The 18,639-nt window shown below is 69.7% G+C and carries 19 protein-coding genes, 1 tRNA gene and 1 riboswitch; of the genes, 7 read left to right on the top strand and 13 right to left on the bottom strand.

Annotated elements, in window-relative coordinates:
• Window positions 1-37: 37 nt before the first annotated feature.
• The 4 genes from IE226_RS07520 to IE226_RS07505 all read right to left on the bottom strand — a co-directional run bounded on the left by IE226_RS07520 (window position 38) and on the right by IE226_RS07505 (window position 4,644).
• The gene (locus tag IE226_RS07520; protein WP_229870608.1) at window positions 38-580 is read right to left on the bottom strand and encodes a hypothetical protein; all 543 of its coding nucleotides are present in this window, start codon (window positions 578-580) and stop codon (window positions 38-40) included.
• Between the two features lie 99 nt (window positions 581-679).
• Entirely contained in the window at window positions 680-1,687 is a 1,008-nt protein-coding gene (locus IE226_RS07515; protein ID WP_190080245.1) for a GlxA family transcriptional regulator, read from the bottom strand.
• A 19-nt stretch (window positions 1,688-1,706) separates the two neighbouring features.
• Window positions 1,707-3,239 (bottom strand): MFS transporter, encoded by a 1,533-nt coding sequence (locus tag IE226_RS07510; RefSeq protein WP_190080244.1) that lies wholly within the window; start codon window positions 3,237-3,239, stop codon window positions 1,707-1,709.
• A 193-nt stretch (window positions 3,240-3,432) separates the two neighbouring features.
• Window positions 3,433-4,644, bottom strand: a complete 1,212-nt coding sequence (locus tag IE226_RS07505) for a DUF445 domain-containing protein (RefSeq protein WP_190080243.1) — start codon at window positions 4,642-4,644, stop codon at window positions 3,433-3,435.
• Between the two features lie 406 nt (window positions 4,645-5,050).
• Between IE226_RS07505 and IE226_RS07500 the strand changes: the two genes are divergently transcribed.
• On the top strand, window positions 5,051-6,370 hold the full coding sequence (locus tag IE226_RS07500; RefSeq protein WP_190080242.1) for an SGNH/GDSL hydrolase family protein: 1,320 nt from the start codon (window positions 5,051-5,053) through the stop codon (window positions 6,368-6,370).
• Between the two features lie 55 nt (window positions 6,371-6,425).
• Here IE226_RS07500 and IE226_RS07495 read toward each other — a convergent pair whose 3' ends face one another.
• From IE226_RS07495 to IE226_RS07480, 4 genes are read right to left on the bottom strand one after another with little or no spacing between them, the layout of a single operon-like run.
• Window positions 6,426-7,148 carry a DUF1707 SHOCT-like domain-containing protein gene (locus IE226_RS07495; protein ID WP_190080241.1) on the bottom strand — a complete coding sequence of 241 codons (723 nt, stop codon included), beginning with the start codon at window positions 7,146-7,148 and terminating at the stop codon, window positions 6,426-6,428.
• Window positions 7,149-7,157: 9 nt separating this feature from the next.
• A complete protein-coding gene (locus IE226_RS07490) occupies window positions 7,158-8,141 on the bottom strand; it encodes an ABC transporter ATP-binding protein (RefSeq protein ID WP_229870607.1) in 984 nt (327 codons plus the stop codon).
• A 6-nt stretch (window positions 8,142-8,147) separates the two neighbouring features.
• A complete protein-coding gene (locus IE226_RS07485; protein ID WP_229870605.1) occupies window positions 8,148-9,011 on the bottom strand; it encodes an ABC transporter permease in 864 nt (287 codons plus the stop codon).
• Entirely contained in the window at window positions 9,004-9,825 is an 822-nt protein-coding gene (locus IE226_RS07480) for an ABC transporter permease (protein WP_190080240.1), read from the bottom strand. The genes IE226_RS07485 and IE226_RS07480 overlap by 8 nt, the downstream gene beginning before the upstream one ends.
• 233 nt (window positions 9,826-10,058) lie before the next feature.
• Here IE226_RS07480 and IE226_RS07475 point away from each other — a divergent pair, with 233 nt between their 5' ends.
• Window positions 10,059-12,596, top strand: a complete 2,538-nt coding sequence (locus IE226_RS07475) for a transglycosylase domain-containing protein (protein ID WP_190080239.1) — start codon at window positions 10,059-10,061, stop codon at window positions 12,594-12,596.
• A 49-nt stretch (window positions 12,597-12,645) separates the two neighbouring features.
• Here IE226_RS07475 and IE226_RS07470 read toward each other — a convergent pair whose 3' ends face one another.
• The 3 genes from IE226_RS07470 to IE226_RS07460 all read right to left on the bottom strand — a co-directional run bounded on the left by IE226_RS07470 (window position 12,646) and on the right by IE226_RS07460 (window position 13,869).
• Window positions 12,646-12,966 carry a DMT family transporter gene (locus tag IE226_RS07470; protein WP_190080238.1) on the bottom strand — a complete coding sequence of 107 codons (321 nt, stop codon included), beginning with the start codon at window positions 12,964-12,966 and terminating at the stop codon, window positions 12,646-12,648.
• Between the two features lie 49 nt (window positions 12,967-13,015).
• A riboswitch (guanidine-III (ykkC-III) riboswitch) is annotated at window positions 13,016-13,077 on the bottom strand.
• 61 nt (window positions 13,078-13,138) lie between these two features.
• A complete protein-coding gene (locus IE226_RS07465) occupies window positions 13,139-13,441 on the bottom strand; it encodes a GroES family chaperonin (RefSeq protein ID WP_190080540.1) in 303 nt (100 codons plus the stop codon).
• Between the two features lie 98 nt (window positions 13,442-13,539).
• On the bottom strand, window positions 13,540-13,869 hold the full coding sequence (locus IE226_RS07460) for a DUF3618 domain-containing protein (protein ID WP_190080237.1): 330 nt from the start codon (window positions 13,867-13,869) through the stop codon (window positions 13,540-13,542).
• Window positions 13,870-14,073: 204 nt separating this feature from the next.
• On the opposite strand from IE226_RS07460, the gene bcp reads away from it, so the two are divergent.
• The 5 genes from bcp (at window position 14,074) to IE226_RS07435 (ending at window position 17,429) form a co-directional block, all read left to right on the top strand.
• Window positions 14,074-14,541, top strand: coding sequence for a thioredoxin-dependent thiol peroxidase (gene bcp / locus IE226_RS07455; RefSeq protein WP_190080236.1), 468 nt, complete (start codon window positions 14,074-14,076; stop codon window positions 14,539-14,541).
• A gap of 124 nt (window positions 14,542-14,665) precedes the next feature.
• The gene (gene proP, locus IE226_RS07450; protein ID WP_190080235.1) at window positions 14,666-16,162 is read left to right on the top strand and encodes a glycine betaine/L-proline transporter ProP; all 1,497 of its coding nucleotides are present in this window, start codon (window positions 14,666-14,668) and stop codon (window positions 16,160-16,162) included.
• Window positions 16,163-16,408: 246 nt separating this feature from the next.
• On the top strand, window positions 16,409-16,765 hold the full coding sequence (locus IE226_RS07445) for a hypothetical protein (RefSeq protein WP_373306901.1): 357 nt from the start codon (window positions 16,409-16,411) through the stop codon (window positions 16,763-16,765).
• A complete protein-coding gene (locus IE226_RS07440) occupies window positions 16,651-17,292 on the top strand; it encodes an HNH endonuclease (protein ID WP_190080234.1) in 642 nt (213 codons plus the stop codon). Before IE226_RS07445 ends, IE226_RS07440 begins: the two co-directional genes overlap by 115 nt.
• Window positions 17,293-17,343: 51 nt before the next feature.
• Window positions 17,344-17,429, top strand: a tRNA-Leu gene (locus tag IE226_RS07435).
• Window positions 17,430-17,494: 65 nt separating this feature from the next.
• Here IE226_RS07435 and rdgB read toward each other — a convergent pair.
• Window positions 17,495-18,100 carry an RdgB/HAM1 family non-canonical purine NTP pyrophosphatase gene (rdgB, locus tag IE226_RS07430; RefSeq protein WP_190080233.1) on the bottom strand — a complete coding sequence of 202 codons (606 nt, stop codon included), beginning with the start codon at window positions 18,098-18,100 and terminating at the stop codon, window positions 17,495-17,497.
• A gap of 28 nt (window positions 18,101-18,128) precedes the next feature.
• Window positions 18,129-18,524 (bottom strand): hypothetical protein, encoded by a 396-nt coding sequence (locus IE226_RS07425; protein WP_190080232.1) that lies wholly within the window; start codon window positions 18,522-18,524, stop codon window positions 18,129-18,131.
• Window positions 18,525-18,639: the final 115 nt, after the last annotated feature.

Below are 18,639 nucleotides of genomic sequence, written 5' to 3'. Positions count from 1 at the left end.
CTCCCCAGTCCCCGCCCGTTCGGGCCCCACGGGCCGTTCAGGCCTCGCTGTCCCTGAACAGGCGCGCGAAGCCCGCCACCGCGAGGACTCCCGTCCCCATCACCAGCGCGAAGAGGCCCCACACCAGCGGCAGCGGAAATATCGCCGCGTCCGGCTCCGGGTGGCTGTCGATGGAGAAGTACATCAGCGTCGCCGGCGGGCCCGCCACGAGCAGCAGCGCCAGTACGAGGCGGTCGCGGAAGCCGAAGTAGGCCGCCAGGGCCAGCATCGTGACCGCCAGGACGGTGACTCCGAGCGCCGTCACCGGTGACGTCTCGTTCAGCGCGCCCGGCGTCTCGGGGCGGTTGCGCAGGTCCCAGGGGAGGCAGAGGAGGTACGCCGCTGCCGCGAGGCCCGCTCCCAGTACGCGCGTCACCCAGCGCCGCAGGGGCGGGCTGCCGGGCAGGGACGTCAGCAGGTTCCGCGGGTTTATGGGGCTCAGTTCGTGGCGCGGGTTCATGCGCAGGCCCATGTTCCGCGGGCTCATGCGCAGGCCCGTGTTCCGCCGGCCCATGTTCCCGCTCGTGTTCCGCCGGCTCATGCTCCCGCTCATGTTCATCGACTTTGCCGTCATGCGTACAGAGCCTGCCGACCCGGCCGGAGGGCGCGACAGAGTACGCGTACTCAGATGCTCGGATACTCAGTCCGAGCCCCGCGTCCCCCTGAACGTCATCCGGTACGCCCCCGGTGACACCCCGAGCCCCGCCTGGAAGTGCTGTCTCAGCGACGCGCCCGTGCCGAAGCCCGCCTCCGCCGCGATGCGGTCGACCGTGCGGTCCGTCTCCTCCAGTAGTTCGCGGGCCCGGTCCACGCGGCGCTGGGTCAGCCACTGCATCGGCGTCAGGCCCGTCTCCTCGCGGAAGCGGCGGCTGAAGGTGCGGATGCTCATCGACTCCCGCCCGGCAAGATCGGCCAGCGTCAGGGGCTCCGCCAAACGCTCCTGTGCCCATTCCCTCGCCCGTCCCGTCGACGTCAGCCGGGGTTCCGTCACCGGGCGCCGGATGTACTGGGCCTGGCCGCCCTCGCGGTGCGGGGGTACGACCGTGCGGCGGGCCACCTCCGCCGCGACCGCCGCGCCGTGGTCGCCGCGGATCATGTGCAGGCAGAGGTCGATGCCGGCCGCCTCGCCCGCGGAGGTGAGGACCTGGCCCTCGTCGACGTACAGGACATCGGGGTCGACGGTCACGGCCGGGAACGTACGGGCGAAGAGGTCCGCCGACAGCCAGTGCGTGGTCGCCCTGCGGCCGTCCAGGAGGCCCGCCGCCGCGAGGACGAAGGCGCCGGTGCAGATGGAGGCGATACGGGCGCCGGAGGCGGAGTCGAGCGTCGCGGCGAGGGCGGGCGGGAGCGTGCCCGGCGCCAGCGACTCGTCCTGCTCGTGCGAGGCGGGGACGATCACCGTGTCCGCGGCGGCCACCGCCTCGGGGCCGTGTTCGGCGTGGACGGGAAAGTCGGCGTCCGTGCGGATCATGCCGGGGGTCAGGGCGCACGTCGTGAGTTCGTAGAGGCGGGCGCCCCGCGGCGAGCGCGCGTTGCCGAACAGCTGGTGGACCAGGCCCAGCTCCATGGGCAGGACGCCGTCCCGTACGAGGACCGCCACCCGGTGAGGGCCAACCCGGCGCGAACCCTCCACTCCCTCTCCGCTCATCCCCCGATCTTCCCGGGCCTCACCCCGAAGCCTTCGCCTCCGAGAGCGGCCTGGCGATGTCCTCCAGGGACTGCTGCTCGGCCTTCACCGCGAACGCCGCCGCGACCAGGCCCGCCGCGCACATCAAGCCCGCGCCGATCTGGAAGGCGAGCACCGTGTCGCCGACCACGCCCGACTCCGTGAGCTTGGCGAAGATCAGCGGGCCGCTGATGCCGCCGGCCGCCGTACCGACGGCGTAGAAGAAGGCGATCGCCATGGCACGGGTCTCCATGGGGAAGATCTCGGAGACCGTCAGATAGGCGCTGCTCGCCCCCGCCGACGCGAAGAACAGGACCACGCACCAGCAGGCCGTGAGCGTCGTCGCGCTCAGCGAGCCCCGATCGAACAGCCAGGCCGTGCCGAAGAGCAGGAGGCCCGACACGATGTACGTCGAAGAGATCATGATCCGGCGGCCGACCGTGTCGAAGAGCTTGCCGAGGAAGAGCGGGCCGAGGAAATTGCCCGCCGCGATGACGGCGAAGTAGTAGCCCGTGCTGCCCGAGGGAACGTCGAAGAACTTGGTGAGGATCGCGCCGAAGCCGAAGGTGATCGCGTTGTAGAGGAACGCCTGGCCGACGAAGAGGGACAGGCCGAGGACGGCGCGCTTGGGGTAGTCGCGGAAGACGGTCTTCGCGATGAGGCCGAAGCCGATGCTCTTGCGCTGGTGGATGGTGATCTCGGACTCCGGCGGCGGCAGCCGTTCGCCCTTCTCCTCCTCGATCTCCCGCTCCACCGACGTGACGAGCGCGTCCGCCTCCTCGCCCCGGCCGTGGATGAACTGCCAGCGCGGGCTCTCCGGGACGTGACGGCGTACGAGAAGGATCACCAGGCCGAGTACGACGCCGAGGGCGAAGGTGAGCCGCCAGCCGATGTCCTTCGGGAAGATGTTCGTGTTCAGCATGACGACGGAGAGCAGCGAACCGCCGATCGCGCCGAGCCAGTAGCTGCCGTTGATGATCAGGTCGACCCGGCCGCGGTACTTGGACGGGATCAGCTCGTCGATGGCCGAGTTGATGGCCGCGTACTCGCCGCCGATGCCGAAGCCGGTGAGGAAGCGGAAGAGGAAGAACCACCAGGCGTCGAACGAGAGCGCCGTCAGCGCGGTGGCGCCGAGGTACACCGCGAGGGTGACCATGAAGAGCTTTTTTCGGCCGAACTTGTCCGTGAGGCGGCCGAAGAAGAGGGCGCCCGCGCAGGCCCCCGCCACGTACAGGGCCGCCGCGGTGCCGGTGATCTGGGCGGAGCTGATGGCGAGGCCGCTGCCTTCCTCGGAGAGGCGGCTCGCGATGTTGCCGACCGTGGTGACTTCGAGGCCGTCCAGGATCCAGACCGTGCCGAGCCCGATGACGATCATCCAGTGCCAGCGGGACCAGGGCAGCCGGTCGAGGCGGGCGGGGACGGCGGTGGTGACGGTGCCGGTCTCGTTCCCGTTCCTGTTCTCGTTGTCGCTGCCGTTCTCGGCACGCCCCCGGTCGGGCGGGGGCGGCGGGGCGGGCGTGGACGACGCGGTCATGGCGGGCGGCTCCTTCCGCTGCTCCCACGTCGCCGGCCGTATCTCCCTCGCCCGGGCGACGGCCCTCTCTGCGTCGAGAGAGCTACTCCAGAGTGCCCGGCAAAGCCGCCCTCACGCGCGCCGAAGCCACCCGGAGCGCCACTCGGAGCGCCACCCAGGAAGAGCCGCCCGGCGCGGCCCCCTATGCGGCCCCCTACGCCCCCAGCAACCGCGAAACCGAATAGATGAGGAGCCCCGCCAGCGCCCCCACCACGGTTCCGTTGATCCGGATGAACTGCAGGTCACGCCCGATGTGCGCCTCGATCTTCTTCGACGTGTGCTCGGCGTCCCAGCCCGCGACCGTGTCGGTGATCAGGGAGGTGATCTCGTCCCGGTACGTCGTCACCACGTACACCGCGGCGCCCTCGACCCAGCCGTCGACCTTCTCCTGCAACCGGCCGTCCGTCGCCATCCGCGAGCCGAGCGAGAGCAGCGCGGCCCGCACCCGCAGGCGCAGCTCGCTGCGCTCGTCCTCGGCGGCGGCCACGATCATCGCGCGTACGGCCGACCAGGCGGAGGCGATCAGGTCCTGCACCTCGCCCCGGCCGAGGACCTCCCGCTTGAGGCGCTCCACGCGCTCCCGGGTCTCCGAGTCGGACTGCAGGTCGGCGGCGAAGTCGGCCAGGAAGCGGTCGACGGCGCCGCGCGCGGGATGCTCGGGCATGTCCCGCATCTCGGCGAGGAACCGGAGCAGTTCCTTGTAGACCCGCTCGCCGACCTTCTTGTCGACGAACCGCGGGGTCCAGCCGGGCGCGCCGCCCTGCACCGCGTCCATGACCGACTCGTCGTGCAGCACCAGCCAGTCGTAGGCGCGTGCGCAGACCAGGTCGACGACCCGCTTGTGGCCGCCGTCCGCGACCACCTTCTCCAGCATCTTCCCGATGCCCGGCGCGATCTCCCGGGCGTCGGCGCGGCGCGTGATGGCCTCGCCGACGACCGCCTGCACGTCGGAGTCGCGCAGGACCGTCAGGGCGCCGCGCAGCGCCGTCGCGAGCTCGGCCGTCACCCGGTCGGCGTGCTCGGGGTCGGCGAGCCAGGTGCCGAGCCGGTTGCCGATGCCGACGGCGCGCAGCCGCCCCCGTACGACAGCGGATGAGAGAAAGTTCTCACCCACGAAGTCGCCCAGGGACGCGCCCAGTTGATCCTTTTTGTTCGGGATGATCGCCGTGTGCGGGATGGGCAGGCCTAGTGGGTGGCGGAAGAGCGCCGTCACCGCGAACCAGTCGGCGAGCGCGCCGACCATGCCTGCCTCGGCCGCCGCGGCGACATAGCCCGCCCAGGCTCCGGCGCCGGAGTTCTGCGCCCATTTGGCGAGCACGTAGACGAGCGCGACGAAGACGAGGAGGCCCGTCGCGGTGATCTTCATCCGGCGGACGCCGCGCCGTTTCTCCTCGTCAGCGGGGCTGTACGTGAAACCACCCCCGCCGAAACCGCTCCCGGCGGAGCCAGTGCCCGACGGGACGCCGCTTGCCGGGCGGGGCTCACGGGAATGCTGTCCGGCAGCAGCCGCTGCGGCCGCATCCTCCGGGATTGCTCGATTCGTACGTTCCACTCACTCCACCTGGCCCGTTTGCGTGGTTCGCGGCATCCTCATCCGTATTGTCCCCGTCTCTCTGCGCCCCTTCCTGACCGACTCCTGGAACGGACCACAAGTTCCCGGCGTCTGAATGGTCGGAGGGGGGCAGTGTCGGCCGCCTCACGGCCCATGACGCATCATGGGGTGATCACATCGGAGCCCGGGGGCTCCCCCTGCTCGAGGAGACACAGCCCGCATGACCAAGCGTCACGGTTATGCCCTGCTTGCCGCGGTGCTCGCGGTAATAGTGGTGATTTCCGCCGCCATATATCTCGGTGTAGCCACCGACGACGGATCTCAGGACACCATCAGCGCGGGGCCACGCGGCCCGCGTAACTCCGCCGCGCCCGCTTCCGCCGGCACCTGGGTCGGCTCTTGGGCCGCATCCCCCGCGGCGGCCGAACCAAACACGCACCGCAACGGCTTCGCGGGCAAGTCCATCCGCAACGTCGTGCACACCAGCGTCGGCGGCAACAGCGCCCGCATCACCCTGTCGAACCTGTACGGACAGCAGCCGCTGAGCATCACCCACGCCTCCATCGCGGTCGCCGTCGGTTCGAACAACCCGGCCGCCGCGCCGGGCACCCTGCGCCGCCTGAACTTCAACGGCAACACGTCCGTGGTGATCCCCGCGGGCCAGCAGGTGATGAGCGACGCGGTCCGGCTGCGCGTGCCGCAGGCCAGTGACCTCCTGGTCACGACGTACTCGCCGACCCCCTCGGGCCCGGTGACCTTCCACCCGCACGCCCGCCAGGTCAGCTACGTCGCCGAGGGCGACCGTACGGAAGACCCGAACGCCGCCGCGTACAACCAGCAGAGCACTTCCTGGCGTTACCTCACCGCCGTGGACGTCCTGAGCAACGAGGCGGACGGCACCGTCGTCGTCTTCGGTGACTCGCTCACCGACGGCATCTCCTCCACCATGGGCGCCAACGCCCGCTGGACCGACACTCTGGCCGCCCGCCTGCGCGACGAGTCGGGCGGTCCCCGCTACGGCGTCGTGAACGCCGGCATCAGCGGCAACCGCGTCCTCTCGGACGGCAACGGATCACCGGCGGACAACCCGAGCGGCCTCTCGCGCTTCGACCGCGACGTGCTCGACCGGTCGGGCGTCAAGGCCGTCGTCGTGGCGCTCGGCGTCAACGACATCCTGCGCAACCCGCACCAGAACGACCCCGACCGCATCGTGGAAGGCCTGCGGGAGCTGACCCGGCAGGCGCACACCCGCGGACTGCGCGTCGTCGGGGCGACCCTGATGCCGTTCGGCGGCCACCGGGGATACGAGCCGGCCCTGGAGAACGTCCGCCAGTCGGTGAACGAGCAGATCCGCGACGGCAAGGTCTTCGACGAGTTCGTCGACTTCGACCGGGCGCTGCGCGATCCGTACGACCCCCGCAAGCTGCGCGGCCAGTACGACTCCGGTGATCACCTGCACCCGAGCGACGAGGGCTACCGGAAGATGGCCGAGACGTTCAACCTGACGAGCCTGCGGGGCTCGGCGGCCGCCGAGCTGTAGCCGCGGTCCGGGGGCTCAGTCATAGCACTGAGCCCCGCCCCCTCAGCCCCGCTCCTCAGCCCCGCTCCTCGCGCCGCCGCATCTGCAGCTCGCGCCGCTCCTCCCGCCGCGCGAGGCGCTCGCGGCGGCGCTCCTCCTTGAGGCGCAGCTTCTCGACCCGGCGGATCTTGCGGTCCACGCCGACGCCGCCCATCAGGGCGAAGCCCTTGACGACCACGCGGGGCGAGCCGGGAGTGCCCTCGCCGGTCGCCTTGTCGTCGAAGCCGCCCATGAATCCGAAGCCCTTGACCACGACGGTCATCTCCGGCGGCACGATGACCTGCATGCCGCCCATGAGGGTCCAGCAGCGGATCTCCACGTCGCGCTCCGTGAAGCGCGCCTCGCGCAGGTCGATCTCGCCGCCGCCCCAGATGGCGATCCCGTCGAACTGCCGGCCGACCACCCAACCGCCCTTGCGGCCGAAACCGCCCCAGAAGGCGAAGCCGATCTTCGACGTCGGTTCGCCGCTCACCATCCGCTCGGACCAGTCGATGGCGGCGGGGTCGCCGCTCACCGGGCCCTTCACCATGGACACCTTCGCGTCCACCGCGGGCAGGTCCCGCGTGATCGGCTCAAGCTCGCCGTACGTACGGGCCTTGTACGTCGCCTCCAGGCGCTCCTCGAACTCCTCCATGTCCAGGCGGCCCTCGGCCACCGCGTCGCGGAGTCGTTCGGCGACGCGCTCACGGTCGGCGTCGGCGGCCCTGAGATCGGGGAGATGCGGCTGCTCGTCGGTCATACGAGCAGCCTACGAGGTCGACTTGTCCGCGTACATCTTGGCGATGACCGCCTCGATGTCGGGTTCTCTGACCGAGAGATCGACCATCGGATACCGCTCCGCGACCCGGGCGACAAGCGGAGCTGCCGACTCCGCCGCGGGGAAGGCGAGCCACTGCCGCGGCCCCTCCACCTTCACCACCCGCGCCGACTCCACCTCAAGAGGCGGAAGTTCACGTTCCAGGTCCACTACCAGGGTCCGCTCGCTCTCCCCCGCCTCGTGCAGACCGGCAAGAGGACCGTCGTACATCAGGCGCCCGTGATCGATGACCATCACCCGCTTGCAGAGCTGCTCGATGTCGGTCAGGTCGTGCGTGGTGAGCAGGACCGTCGTGCCGGACTCCGCGTTCAAGTCCCGCAGGAAGCCCCGGACTTTGGCCTTGCTGATCACGTCGAGGCCGATCGTCGGCTCGTCCAGGTAGAGCACCTCCGGATCGTGCAGCAGCGCCGCCGCGATGTCCCCGCGCATCCGCTGGCCGAGCGAGAGCTGGCGCACCGGGACGTCCAGCAGTTCGGCGAGCTCCAGGAGTTCGACGCACCGGTCGAGGTTCTCCTTGTAGCGGGCGTCCGGGATGCGGTACATGCGGTGCATCAGGCGGTACGAGTCGATCAGCGGCAGGTCCCACCACAGGGTGGTGCGCTGGCCGAAGACCACGCCGATCCGCCGCGCGAGCCGGGTGCGCTCGCGCGACGGGTCGATGCCCGCGACCCGCAGCCGGCCACCGCTGGGGGTCAGGATGCCGGTCAGCATCTTGATCGTCGTCGACTTGCCCGCGCCGTTCGGGCCGATGTAGCCGACCATCTCGCCGCGCGGCACGGTGAAGCTGATGCCGTCCACGGCACGCACCTCGTGCTTCTCGCGCCGCAGGAAGCCGGTCTTCTTGCGTACGTCGAAGACCTTCTCGACGCCGTCGAGCTCGATGAGGTCCGGTCCCGCGATGAGGTCTGGTTCCACGGTGGTTCAGCTCCCTGTGCTGCGGTACGAACGCAGGCCCGTGCGCCAGGCGAGGCCCGCGAGTGCGAGAAGGACGGCGGCCACCAGCGGAGGCGCGAACGCCGTCCACGTCGGCAGGTCGAGCGGATAGGGCCGCCCGAGGACGTACAGCGCCGGGATCCAGTTCACGAAGGCCAGCGGCAGGATGTAGGTGGCGCCGCGCACCAGGTCCTTGGCGAAGACGGTCGGCGGGAACTGGAGCAGCGTGGTGCCGCCGTACGTGAAGGCGTTCTGCACCTCGGCCGCGTCCCGCGCCGCGAACTGGAAGGCCGCGCCCGCCACGAACACGGCGGCGAAGATGCCCGCGCCGCAGAGCACCATCAGCGGGACCATCAGGATCTTCACCGGGGTCCAGCCGATGTCCAGGACCACCAGCGCGTACCCGAGGACGAACGCCCCCTGCACGAGGCGCCCGAGCCGGTGCAGGCCGAAGCGGTCGGCGGCGACCTGCGCGATCACCGGGGCGGGCCGCACCAGGAGCGTGTCGAGCGTGCCGTCGCGCACCCGCTTGCCAAGCCGGTCCATGGACCCCAGGGCGAGGTCCGCGATCCCGAACGACGTGCACGTGGCGCCGTACAGGAGGGCGATCTCGGAGAGCGAGTAGCCGCCGAGCCGGTCCACCTGCGAGAACATCAGCAGGATCGCCGCGAAGTCGAACGCGGTCACCGCGAAGTTGCCGAACGCGGTCATCGCGAACGAGAGGCGGTAGGCCATCAGGGAGCGGATCCACATGCCGGAGATCAGCCGGTAGGCCCGGACGCCGTCCCGCACCTGCGCCAGGCCGTGTCGCGCCCGCGTGCGCCCGTTCCGCGCCTGCACGGAGTCATCCACCCTGGACCACCACCCGTCGCGTGGCCACGGCCTGCAACAGCCGCCCGGCGGTGAGCAGCGCCGCGGCCCAGCCGATCTGGAAGGCGTACGTCCGCAGCAGGTCCACGCCCGTGTGTTTGCCGAGGAACACGTCGGCGGGCACCTGGAGCAGCGCCGACCAGGGCAGCGCGCGGGCGAACTCGCCGAGGGCGCCCGGGAAGACGTTCAGCGGGAGCAGCATCCCGGAGAAGAAGGTGCCCGCGAGCATCGCCACCTGCGTGGTGCCCGCGCCGTCCATCAGCCAGAACGCGGAGAGCGCCACCAGGAAGCGGATCGCGAAGCTCACGAGCACGCCGAGGAACACGGCGACCAGGAACGCCAGCCAGCGCCCCGGTTCGCCGGGCAGGGCCAGGTCGAAGACCAGGGCGCCGACCACCATCGGCGCGACACCGCGCCCGAGCAGCTGGAACAGGGCCCGTCCCAGGTCGGTCGCGAGCCACCAGGTCTGCAGGTCGGCGGGCCGGTACAGGTCGACGGCGATGTCCCCGGTGCGGATCCGCTCGATCAGCTCGCCCTCGAAGCCGCCGCCCATCAGCGCCATGACCGTGAGCAGCGCCTGCCCGAGCCAGACGAACGTCAGCGCCTGCGACTGGTCGTATCCGCCGAGCCCCGGCCGCTCGTCCCACAGGGCGATGTAGGTGTACGCGAGGATGAGTCCGAAGACCGTGTTGGTGAAGACCCCCGCCAGGGTGGCCGTCCGGTAGGTCGCGTACCGCCTGAAGCCGCTCCTGGCGACGGCCGCGTATAAGCGGAACCGTCCTGTACGCACACGCATCCCCTTTAACAAGAGCTTTGACGAACGCTTTGACGAGCACTCGACCGAGAGCCTTGACGAAAGCCGCACCCGGCCCGGACCAAAGAGACGGAGCCTAGTGCGGTCGTCATCGCCCGTGCCAGGCATTTTCGGCGCACGGCGCGTGCCTGGCAGGGAACGCAGGAAGCGACAGTGTGCAATGGGTCGTACGAGGCGTACGTGACGTGCGACGCGAACCGGGAGTTCCACGAGACATGAGCAGCAGCGACGAGCCACAGCAGCCGGGCGGCAAAGAGCCCGAGGGCTGGGCGCCCCGCGAACCCGTGGACCCCCCGGCGGCCACCCCGGCCGGAGCCCCCGAAGGCGCCCACGAGGACGCGACCGGAGCGACCGGAGCGACCGGAGCGACCGGAGCGACCGGCGCCGACGAGAAAGGCAAGAAGAAGCGCCCCAAGCGCAAGGGCTGGCGGCGCATCTTCCCCACCTGGCGCATGGTGCTCGGCGGATTCATCCTGCTGATCCTGCTCTGCGTCGGCGGCTTCGCGGCCGGCTACATGATCGTCGAGATCCCGCCGGCCAACACCGCGGCCACCGCGCAGAGCAACGTCTATCTGTACGCCGACGGCAGCCAGCTGGCCCGCGACGGCGAGGTCAACCGCGAGAACGTACCGCTGAGCCAGATCCCCAAGGAGGTCCAGCACGCCGCGCTCGCCGCCGAGGACCGGGACTTCTACAGCGAGTCCGCGGTCGACCCCAAGGCGATGATCCGCGCCGCGTACAACACCGTCACCGGCAAGGGCAAACAGTCCGGTTCGACGATCACCCAGCAGTTCGTGAAGAACTACTACCTCGGCCAGGAGCAGACGGTCACCCGCAAGGCCAAGGAATTCTTCATCTCCATCAAGCTGGACCGCGAGGTGAGCAAGGACGACATCCTCGCCGGGTACCTCAACACCAGCTACTTCGGGCGCAACGCGTACGGCGTGCAGTCCGCCGCCCAGGCGTACTTCGGCAAGAACGTGAAGGACCTCGACACCGCGCAGGGCGCCTATCTGGCGACGCTCCTCAACTCCCCCAACGCGTACGACGTGGCGACCCACCCGGAGAACAAGCCGCGTGCCGTGGGCCGCTGGAACTACGTCCTCGACGGCATGGTCAAGGAGGGCTGGCTCAGCGCCGCCGAACGGGCGAAGACCAAGTTCCCCGAGCCGAAGGAGGCCAAGGGCGCGTCCAGCCTGTCGGGGCAGCGCGGCTATCTCGTGCAGGCCGTCGAGGACTATCTGACGGCCAACAAGATCGTCGACGAGGACACCCTGGACAAGGGCGGCTACCGCATCACCACCACCCTCCAGAAGGACCGCCAGGACGCCTTCAAGAAGGCCGTCGACGACCAGGTCATGTCCAAGCTCGACAAGGGCGCCCGCAAGGTCGACCGCAATGTGCGCGCGGGCGGCGCCTCCATCGACCCGAAGACCGGCGAGGTCGTCGCGATGTACGGCGGCATCGACTACACCAAGCAGTACGTCAACAACGCCACGCGCCGCGACTACCAAGTGGGCTCCACCTTCAAGCCGTTCGTCTTCACCTCGGCCGTCGAGAACGGCTCCGTCACCCAGGACGGCCGCCCGATCACCCCGAACACGATCTACGACGGCACCAACAAGCGCCCCGTGCAGGGCTGGGACGGCGGGGCGTACGCCCCCGAGAACGAGGACGACGTCGACTACGGCGACATCACCGTCAGCACCGCCACCGACAAGTCCGTCAACTCGGTCTACGCGCAGATGGCCGTCGACGTCGGCTCGGACAAGGTCAAGGACACCGCGATCGACCTCGGCATCCCGTCGAGCACACCCGACCTGACCGCGTCCCCCTCCATCGCGCTCGGCCCGTCCACGGCCTCCGTCCTGGACATGACGGAGGCGTACGCGACGCTCGCCAACCACGGCAAGCACCCCACGTACACGATGGTCGCGAAGGTCACCAAGGACGGCCAGGAGATCGAACTCCCGGAGCCGAAGACCGCGCAGGCCGTCAGCCGCGAGGCCGCCGACACCACCACGTCCATCCTGCAGAGCGTCGTCGACGGCGGCACCGGCACGGCCGCGCAGGCCGCGGGCCGTCCCGCGGCGGGCAAGACCGGCACCGCGGAAGAGGACAAGGCGGCCTGGTTCGCGGGCTACACGCCCGAGCTGGCCACCGTGGTCTCCGTGATGGGCCAGAACCCCGACACCGGCGCGCACACCCCGCTGTACGGGGCGCTCGGCCAGCCCCGCATCAACGGCGGCGCCTTCCCGGCCCAGATCTGGGCGCAGTTCACCAGGGACGCCCTCCAGGGCGAGCCCGTGCAGGACTTCGAACTGGACGTCGAAGAGGGCGCCGACGTGCCGGAGCTCCCGGACCCCTCGGCCACCGGGCAGGACCCGGCGACCGGCGGGGCGGCCACCGGCGGCGAGACGCCGGGCCTGGACGAGGGCCAGACCCAGGGCCAGGACCAGGGCCAGACGCAAGGCCAGGACCCGGGGCAGACCGAAGGCCAGGACCAGGGCCAGACGCAGGGCCAGGACCAGGGCCAGACCGTGGGCCCGACGACGGACGGCGGAGCCACCGCCGACGGCGGAGCGACCGACGGGGGCACGCCCACCGACCCCGGCGCCGTCCAGGGCGGCCAGACGGACGGCGGCGCCACCGCCGACGGCGGTACGGGCGTCGCCGAGGGGGCCGTGGGCGGCTTCCCGGACAACGCGGGGGCCTACCGGAGACAGGGCGACGGCGGCCCGTCGTACTACTAGCGCCGACGCCCCGGCCGGTCAGTACCCCCGACCGTCGGTGACCGGCCGGTCAGTGCCCCGAGGTCGCCTTCAGGCCCACCACGGCGACGAGCAGCAGTACGACGAAGAAGATCCGGGCGGCGGTGGCGGGCTCACCGAGGACCATCATCCCGACCACCGCCGCACCGGCCGCACCGATGCCGACCCACACGCCGTACGCCGTACCGATCGGCAGCGTCTTGGCGGCCTGCGACAGCAGCATCATGCTCGCGACGATCCCGAGGCCGGTGAACACGCTCGGCCACAGCCGCGTGAACCCCTCGGTGAACTTCATCCCGATCGACCAGCCCACTTCGAGCAGACCGGCGACGATCAACAGAACCCAGGCCACGACGGCACCTCCGACACGTAGAGACGCGAGATCGCGTCACTTGAATGGGGGTGCGTCGTCTTTGCGGAAACCCGGTACGGCGCGTCTCGTCGGGGTCCTTAAAAGGTAGCAAACGACACGCGTAAGGGGCTGGTGACGATGATCACCAGCCCCTGTGCGTACTCCCGCGCAGCTACAGATAAAGCCCCGTCGAATCCTCGGAGCCCTCGAACCGGTCGGCGGCCACGGCATGCAGGTCGCGCTCGCGCATCAGCACGTACGCCACGCCCCGCACCTCCACCTCGGCCCGGTCCTCCGGGTCGTAGAGGACACGGTCACCCGGCTCGACCGCCCGCACGTTCTGCCCCACGGCGACCACCTCGGCCCAGGCGAGCCGCCTGCCGACGGCGGCGGTCGCGGGAATCAGGATGCCGCCGCCGGACTTGCGCTCGCCCTCGGCGGTGTCCTGCCGCACGAGCACACGGTCGTGCAGCATCCGGATGGGCAACTTGTCGTCGTGCGGGCTCTGTCCCTGGCTTTTGGCGCTCACGCCCCTGAACCTACCTGCCACCGGCGCGCCCGTACGCCCCCGGGTCAGTCCCTGCGGCGCCGCGTACCCACCGCGAGCAGCCCCACGAGCCCCACGACCACCAGCGCCACCGGCACGACGCGCTCAAGACGCGGCGCACCGTCCTCGGTCACCAGCTGGGCCCGCACGTCGGAGACGACGCGATTCGCACCGACGTACGCCCGGCCGAGGGAGTTGTCCACACTCGCGACGACCTTGGCCTTCGCGTCCCCGACGATCGTCTTCGGGTGGACCCGCACCCCGATCTCGTCGAGCGTCTCGGCGAGCGTCACGCGACGGCGCCTGATGTCCGCCTCGATCTGCGCCGGGGTCCTGGTGTCCGACGTGTCCGCCACCGCGCTGCCTCCGTGGTCGTGTCCGGCTGTCTGCTGTCCGGTCGTCTGTTCTGTCCGTGTCTTGTGTACGTATCGCCGACAGTCTGTCAGCTCCACGCCCGCCGCACCCCACGGCACCCCTATTACGCTCGACTCCGTCACCACATGTTTTACGAGCATCCTGCTTACCTGCTTACGCAGCATCCTGTGCGAGGAGACCGAAAGATGAGCGAGCGACTCACCCCCGGCGACACGGCCCCGGCGTTCACCCTGCCGGACGCGGACGGCAACGAGGTCTCCCTGGCCGACCACAAGGGCCGCAAGGTCATCGTCTACTTCTACCCGGCCGCACTCACCCCCGGCTGCACCAAGCAGGCCTGCGACTTCACGGACAACCTCGACGTTCTCGCGTCCGCGGGGTACGACGTCATCGGCGTGTCCCCCGACAAGCCGGAGAAGCTCGCCAAGTTCCGCGAGCAGGAGAACCTCAAGGTCACGCTGGTCGGCGACCCCTCCAAGGAGACCCTGGAGGCGTACGGCGCCTTCGGCGAGAAGAAGCTGTACGGCAAGACCGTCACCGGCGTCATCCGCTCCACCGTCGTCGTCGACGAGTCGGGCAAGGTCGAGCACGCCTTCTACAACGTCAAGGCGACCGGCCACGTAGCCAAGATCATCAAGGACCTGGGCATCTGAGCCGGAGGCCCCGGCCCCCTTTCCAAGTGTGACGAAAGCCCCCTTGACGGGGGCTTTCGTTTGCGTCGGCGCGGATCGAGCAAATGATGCCAGGAGGATTATTCGCAGAACGGAAGGACAACCCATGGCGGCCCACGACGAGGCAGAGGCCGATACCGAGGCCGTGAAGCGTCACCGCACCCTCTTCCGAGCCGCCAAACGCCGCAAGGACCCCCCGCTGCGACGCACGGACATCACGGTCACGGACGACGCAGCGGTCAAAAGAGCCGTCAAAGCAGCCTCCCTCGGCAACGCCATGGAATGGTTCGACTTCGGCATCTACAGCTACCTCGCCGTCACCATCGGCCACGTCTTCTTCCCTTCCGGGAACGACACGGTCCAGCTGATCTCCTCCTTCGCCACCTTCGCGGTCTCCTTCCTGGTGCGCCCCATCGGCGGCATGGTCTTCGGCCCCATGGGTGACAAGATCGGCCGCAAGAAGGTCCTCGCCCTGACGATGATCATGATGGCCATCGGCACCCTGGCCATCGGACTGATCCCCTCCTACTCCACGATCGGCTTCTGGGCACCCGTCCTGCTGATCTTCTTCCGCCTGGTCCAGGGCTTCTCCACCGGCGGCGAATACGGGGGCGCCTCGACCTTCATCGCCGAGTACGCCCCCGACAAGCGCCGCGGCTACTTCGGCAGCTTCCTGGAGATGGGCACCCTCGCCGGCTACACCGGTGCCGCGGGCCTCGTCCTCATCCTCAACAGCGCCCTCGGCTCGGACGCCATGGAGTCCTGGGGCTGGCGCCTGCCGTTCCTCGTCGCGGGCCCGCTCGGCCTCGTCGGCCTCTACCTGCGGCTGAAGCTCGACGAGACACCCGCGTTCCAGAAGATGGAGGACGCCACCTTCCACGCGGCCTCCGAAGGCGCGTCCACGGTGGAGACCACGGCGAAGGGCGACCTCGCCAAGATCTTCCGCGACCACTGGCCCAAGCTGGTCCTCTGCATCGCCCTGGTCGGCGCGTACAACATCACCGACTACATGCTCCTGTCGTACATGCCGACCTACCTCTCCGACGAGCTCGGCTACGACGACTCGCACGGCCTGCTGCTCCTCATCGGCACGATGGTGATCCTGATGCTGATCATCACGCAGGTGGGCAAGCTCTCCGACCGCTTCGGCCGCAAGCCGCTCCTGATGGCGGGCATGGTCGGCTTCCTGGTCGTCTCGATCCCGGCGTTCCTCCTGATCAAGCAGGGCAGCCTCGTCGCCGTCTCCGCCGGCATGCTCCTCCTTGGCCTCTCCCTGGTCTGCCTCCTCGGCACCATGTCGGCCACGCTCCCGGCCCTGTTCCCGACCTCGGTCCGCTACGGCTCCCTGTCGGTCGGCTACAACCTCTCCGCCTCCCTCTTCGGCGGCACGGCCCCTCTGGTCATCACGTCCCTGATCAGCGTCACGGGCACGGACATGGTCCCGGCGTACTACTCGATGGCGGCGGCGCTGGTGGGTGTGATCGCGGTGGCCTGCATGAAGGAAACGGCCCAGAAGCCTCTCGAGGGCTCGCCCCCGTCGGTGGGCACGAAGGAAGAGGCAGCGGAAATGGTCGAGGCAGCGGCCCCGACCCCCCGCTTCTGACCCCTCCCCCTCTCCGGCCCGGCACGGCCCGCCCCACGTAAAAGTGGGGCGGGCCGTTCCGCATTCCGGGCGTGACTGTCCGATAAGCGGTTCGTTAGCCCGTACGAGGCTGCAACGGGCGGCCGGATGCGGAGGGGGAACGATGCCGGTCAGTAGATACACCAGGGAACGCCTGGAGGAGGCCGCCAAGTCCTCACGCACGCTGTCCGAGGCGTTCTCGAGCCCGCCGTGGCTGTGTCGAGAAGCGTGAACGACGTGCTGCGATACCTGGGGATCGAGGTAGTGGGCGGCCATCACACCAACATCACGCGCCGCATCAAGGCGTACGGCATCAGCACATCGCACTTTCGGCATCCGTCCCGGGTCGGTGTTCCCAAGCAGCGCCGCACGCCGGAACAGATTCTCGTCGCACAAGAACCGACGAAGGCCCGGCGCATGCAAAGCGACCGGCTCAGGTGGGCCATGGCCGCCGTGGGCGTCGTCGAGCTATGTGCGATGTGCGGCACGGAACCACTGTGGCAAGGGCATCCGCTCCCGCTGGAGGTCGATCACATCGACGGCGACTGGCAAGGGCGGGGCCGGGCCAAGGGGCGGCAGTCATGAGCGAGCCGAGCTTCCATCGCCGGCCGAGTTTCACCAGACAACGCACACGACCTGATTCGACTGTCCTGCACAGGGTCGTGGCGGAGTCGAAGTCCGTGGCCGAGGCGCTCCGGCGCCTTGAGCGGCCGGACAACCAAAGTCAGCGAGGCATGTTGCGTGGCTGGATCGCGGAAGAGCGCATGGACACGTCCCATTTTCTCGGCCAGGCACATCAGAGGGACAAGCCGGGCACGACGCCGAGGAAGAATGCAGCGCATATCTTGGTCCGCCATGATGGTCGGTGTCGCACCAGGAGCGTGCTGCTCCGCCGGGCCCTGCGTGAGGTCGGCGTCCCCGAGCTCTGCGACGCGTGCGGGACTCCGCCCGAGTGGCACGGGAAGCCCATGACCCTGGAGATCGACCACATCAACGGCGACTGGGGCGACGACCGACGTGAGAACCTGCGATTGCTGTGCCCCAACTGCCATGCGGTTACGAGCACATGGTGCCGAGGGGGTCGCAGGAGGCCACGAACCAGTACAGCGTAGGCCGGTGCGCGTTCCACCACAGCGGCCAGCCAGATACGATGCTGGCAGCTGGCGGCCGTTGCTGAATGGTATAAGCGGAGGTTTTAGGTGCCTCTGGGCGCAAGCCCATGTGGGTTCGAATCCCATCGGCCGCACCAGCCTTTAATTCGAAGGCCCGCCTCGCGCACCCCGCGAGGCGGGCCTTCGGCGTTCGCGCGCTCTCTCAGCCCAAAAGCTCCCGCACCCCCGGCACCAACGCCCGGAACGCCTTCCCCCGATGGCTGATCGCGTTCTTTTCCTCCGCGGAGAGTTCCGCGCACGTGCGCGTCTCGCCCTCCGGCTGGAGGATCGGGTCGTAGCCGAAGCCGCCCGAGCCCGCGGGAGTGTGGCGCAGGACTCCGCGCAGTTGGCCTTCCACCACCCTCTCCGTGCCGTCCGGGAGCGCCAGGGCCGCCGCGCAGGCGAAGTGGGCGCCGCGGTGGATGTCCTCGTCGATGTCGCCGAGTTGGGCCAGGAGGAGGGCGAGGTTCGCGGCGTCGTCGCCGTGGCGGCCTGCCCAGCGGGCGGAGAAGATGCCGGGGGCTCCGCCGAGGACGTCGACGCAGAGGCCGGAGTCGTCGGCGACGGCGGGCAGGCCGGTGGCCTTGGCGAGGGCGTGGGCCTTGAGGAGGGCGTTCTCGGCGAAGGTGACGCCGGTTTCCCTGACGTCGGGGATCTCGGGGTAGGCGTCCGCGCCGACGAGGTCGTGGGTGAGGCCTGCGTCGGCGAGGATCGCCTTGAGTTCCGTGATCTTGCCGGCGTTGCGGGTGGCGAGGATGAGGCGGGTCATGCCCATCAGTATCCAAGCCCTTGGACCCCTACGGCGTGCAGACCTTCGTCAGCTCGCTCGTCGCGTCGACGATCGGCTTGAGGTCGGGGGTGGCGTCGCCCTTGTCGACGGCGTCGCGGACGTTGGCGACGGCCTTGTCGAGGTCGTCGACGGCCTTGTTCACGTCGGTGTCGTCGGTCTTGTCGCCGATCTCGTCGATGTTCTTGTCGATCTTGTCGAGCGCCTCGTCCGCCTGCGTGGGGTCGTCGCCCGCCTTCTCGACGGCCTGCTGGAGGTCGGTGACGCTGTCGGCGATGGCGTCCGCGGTCTGGACGCAGTCGAGCGCCTTGTTGACGGCGTCGCAGCCGACGAGTCCGATGCCCGCCGGTACGGCGATCAGAACTGACGTGATGGCGATGGCAATACGGCGGTGGCGCGCGGCCATGCGTGGATCCCTCCCCGGGTGCTGGTACGGGCGTACGGCTGTGCGCGTGCGCCCGTACCCGTAAGAACGCCCGGGGAGGGCTCGTGGTTGCCTGCCGGGCCGTCGAGTTGGCGGC

Origin of the sequence: Streptomyces longisporoflavus (assembly GCF_014649775.1) — a bacterium.
GTDB classification, from domain to species: Bacteria; Actinomycetota; Actinomycetes; order Streptomycetales; family Streptomycetaceae; genus Streptomyces; species Streptomyces longisporoflavus.
The sequence above is the reverse complement of the archived record's forward strand: the minus strand, read 5'-3'. Positions and strand labels throughout refer to the sequence as shown.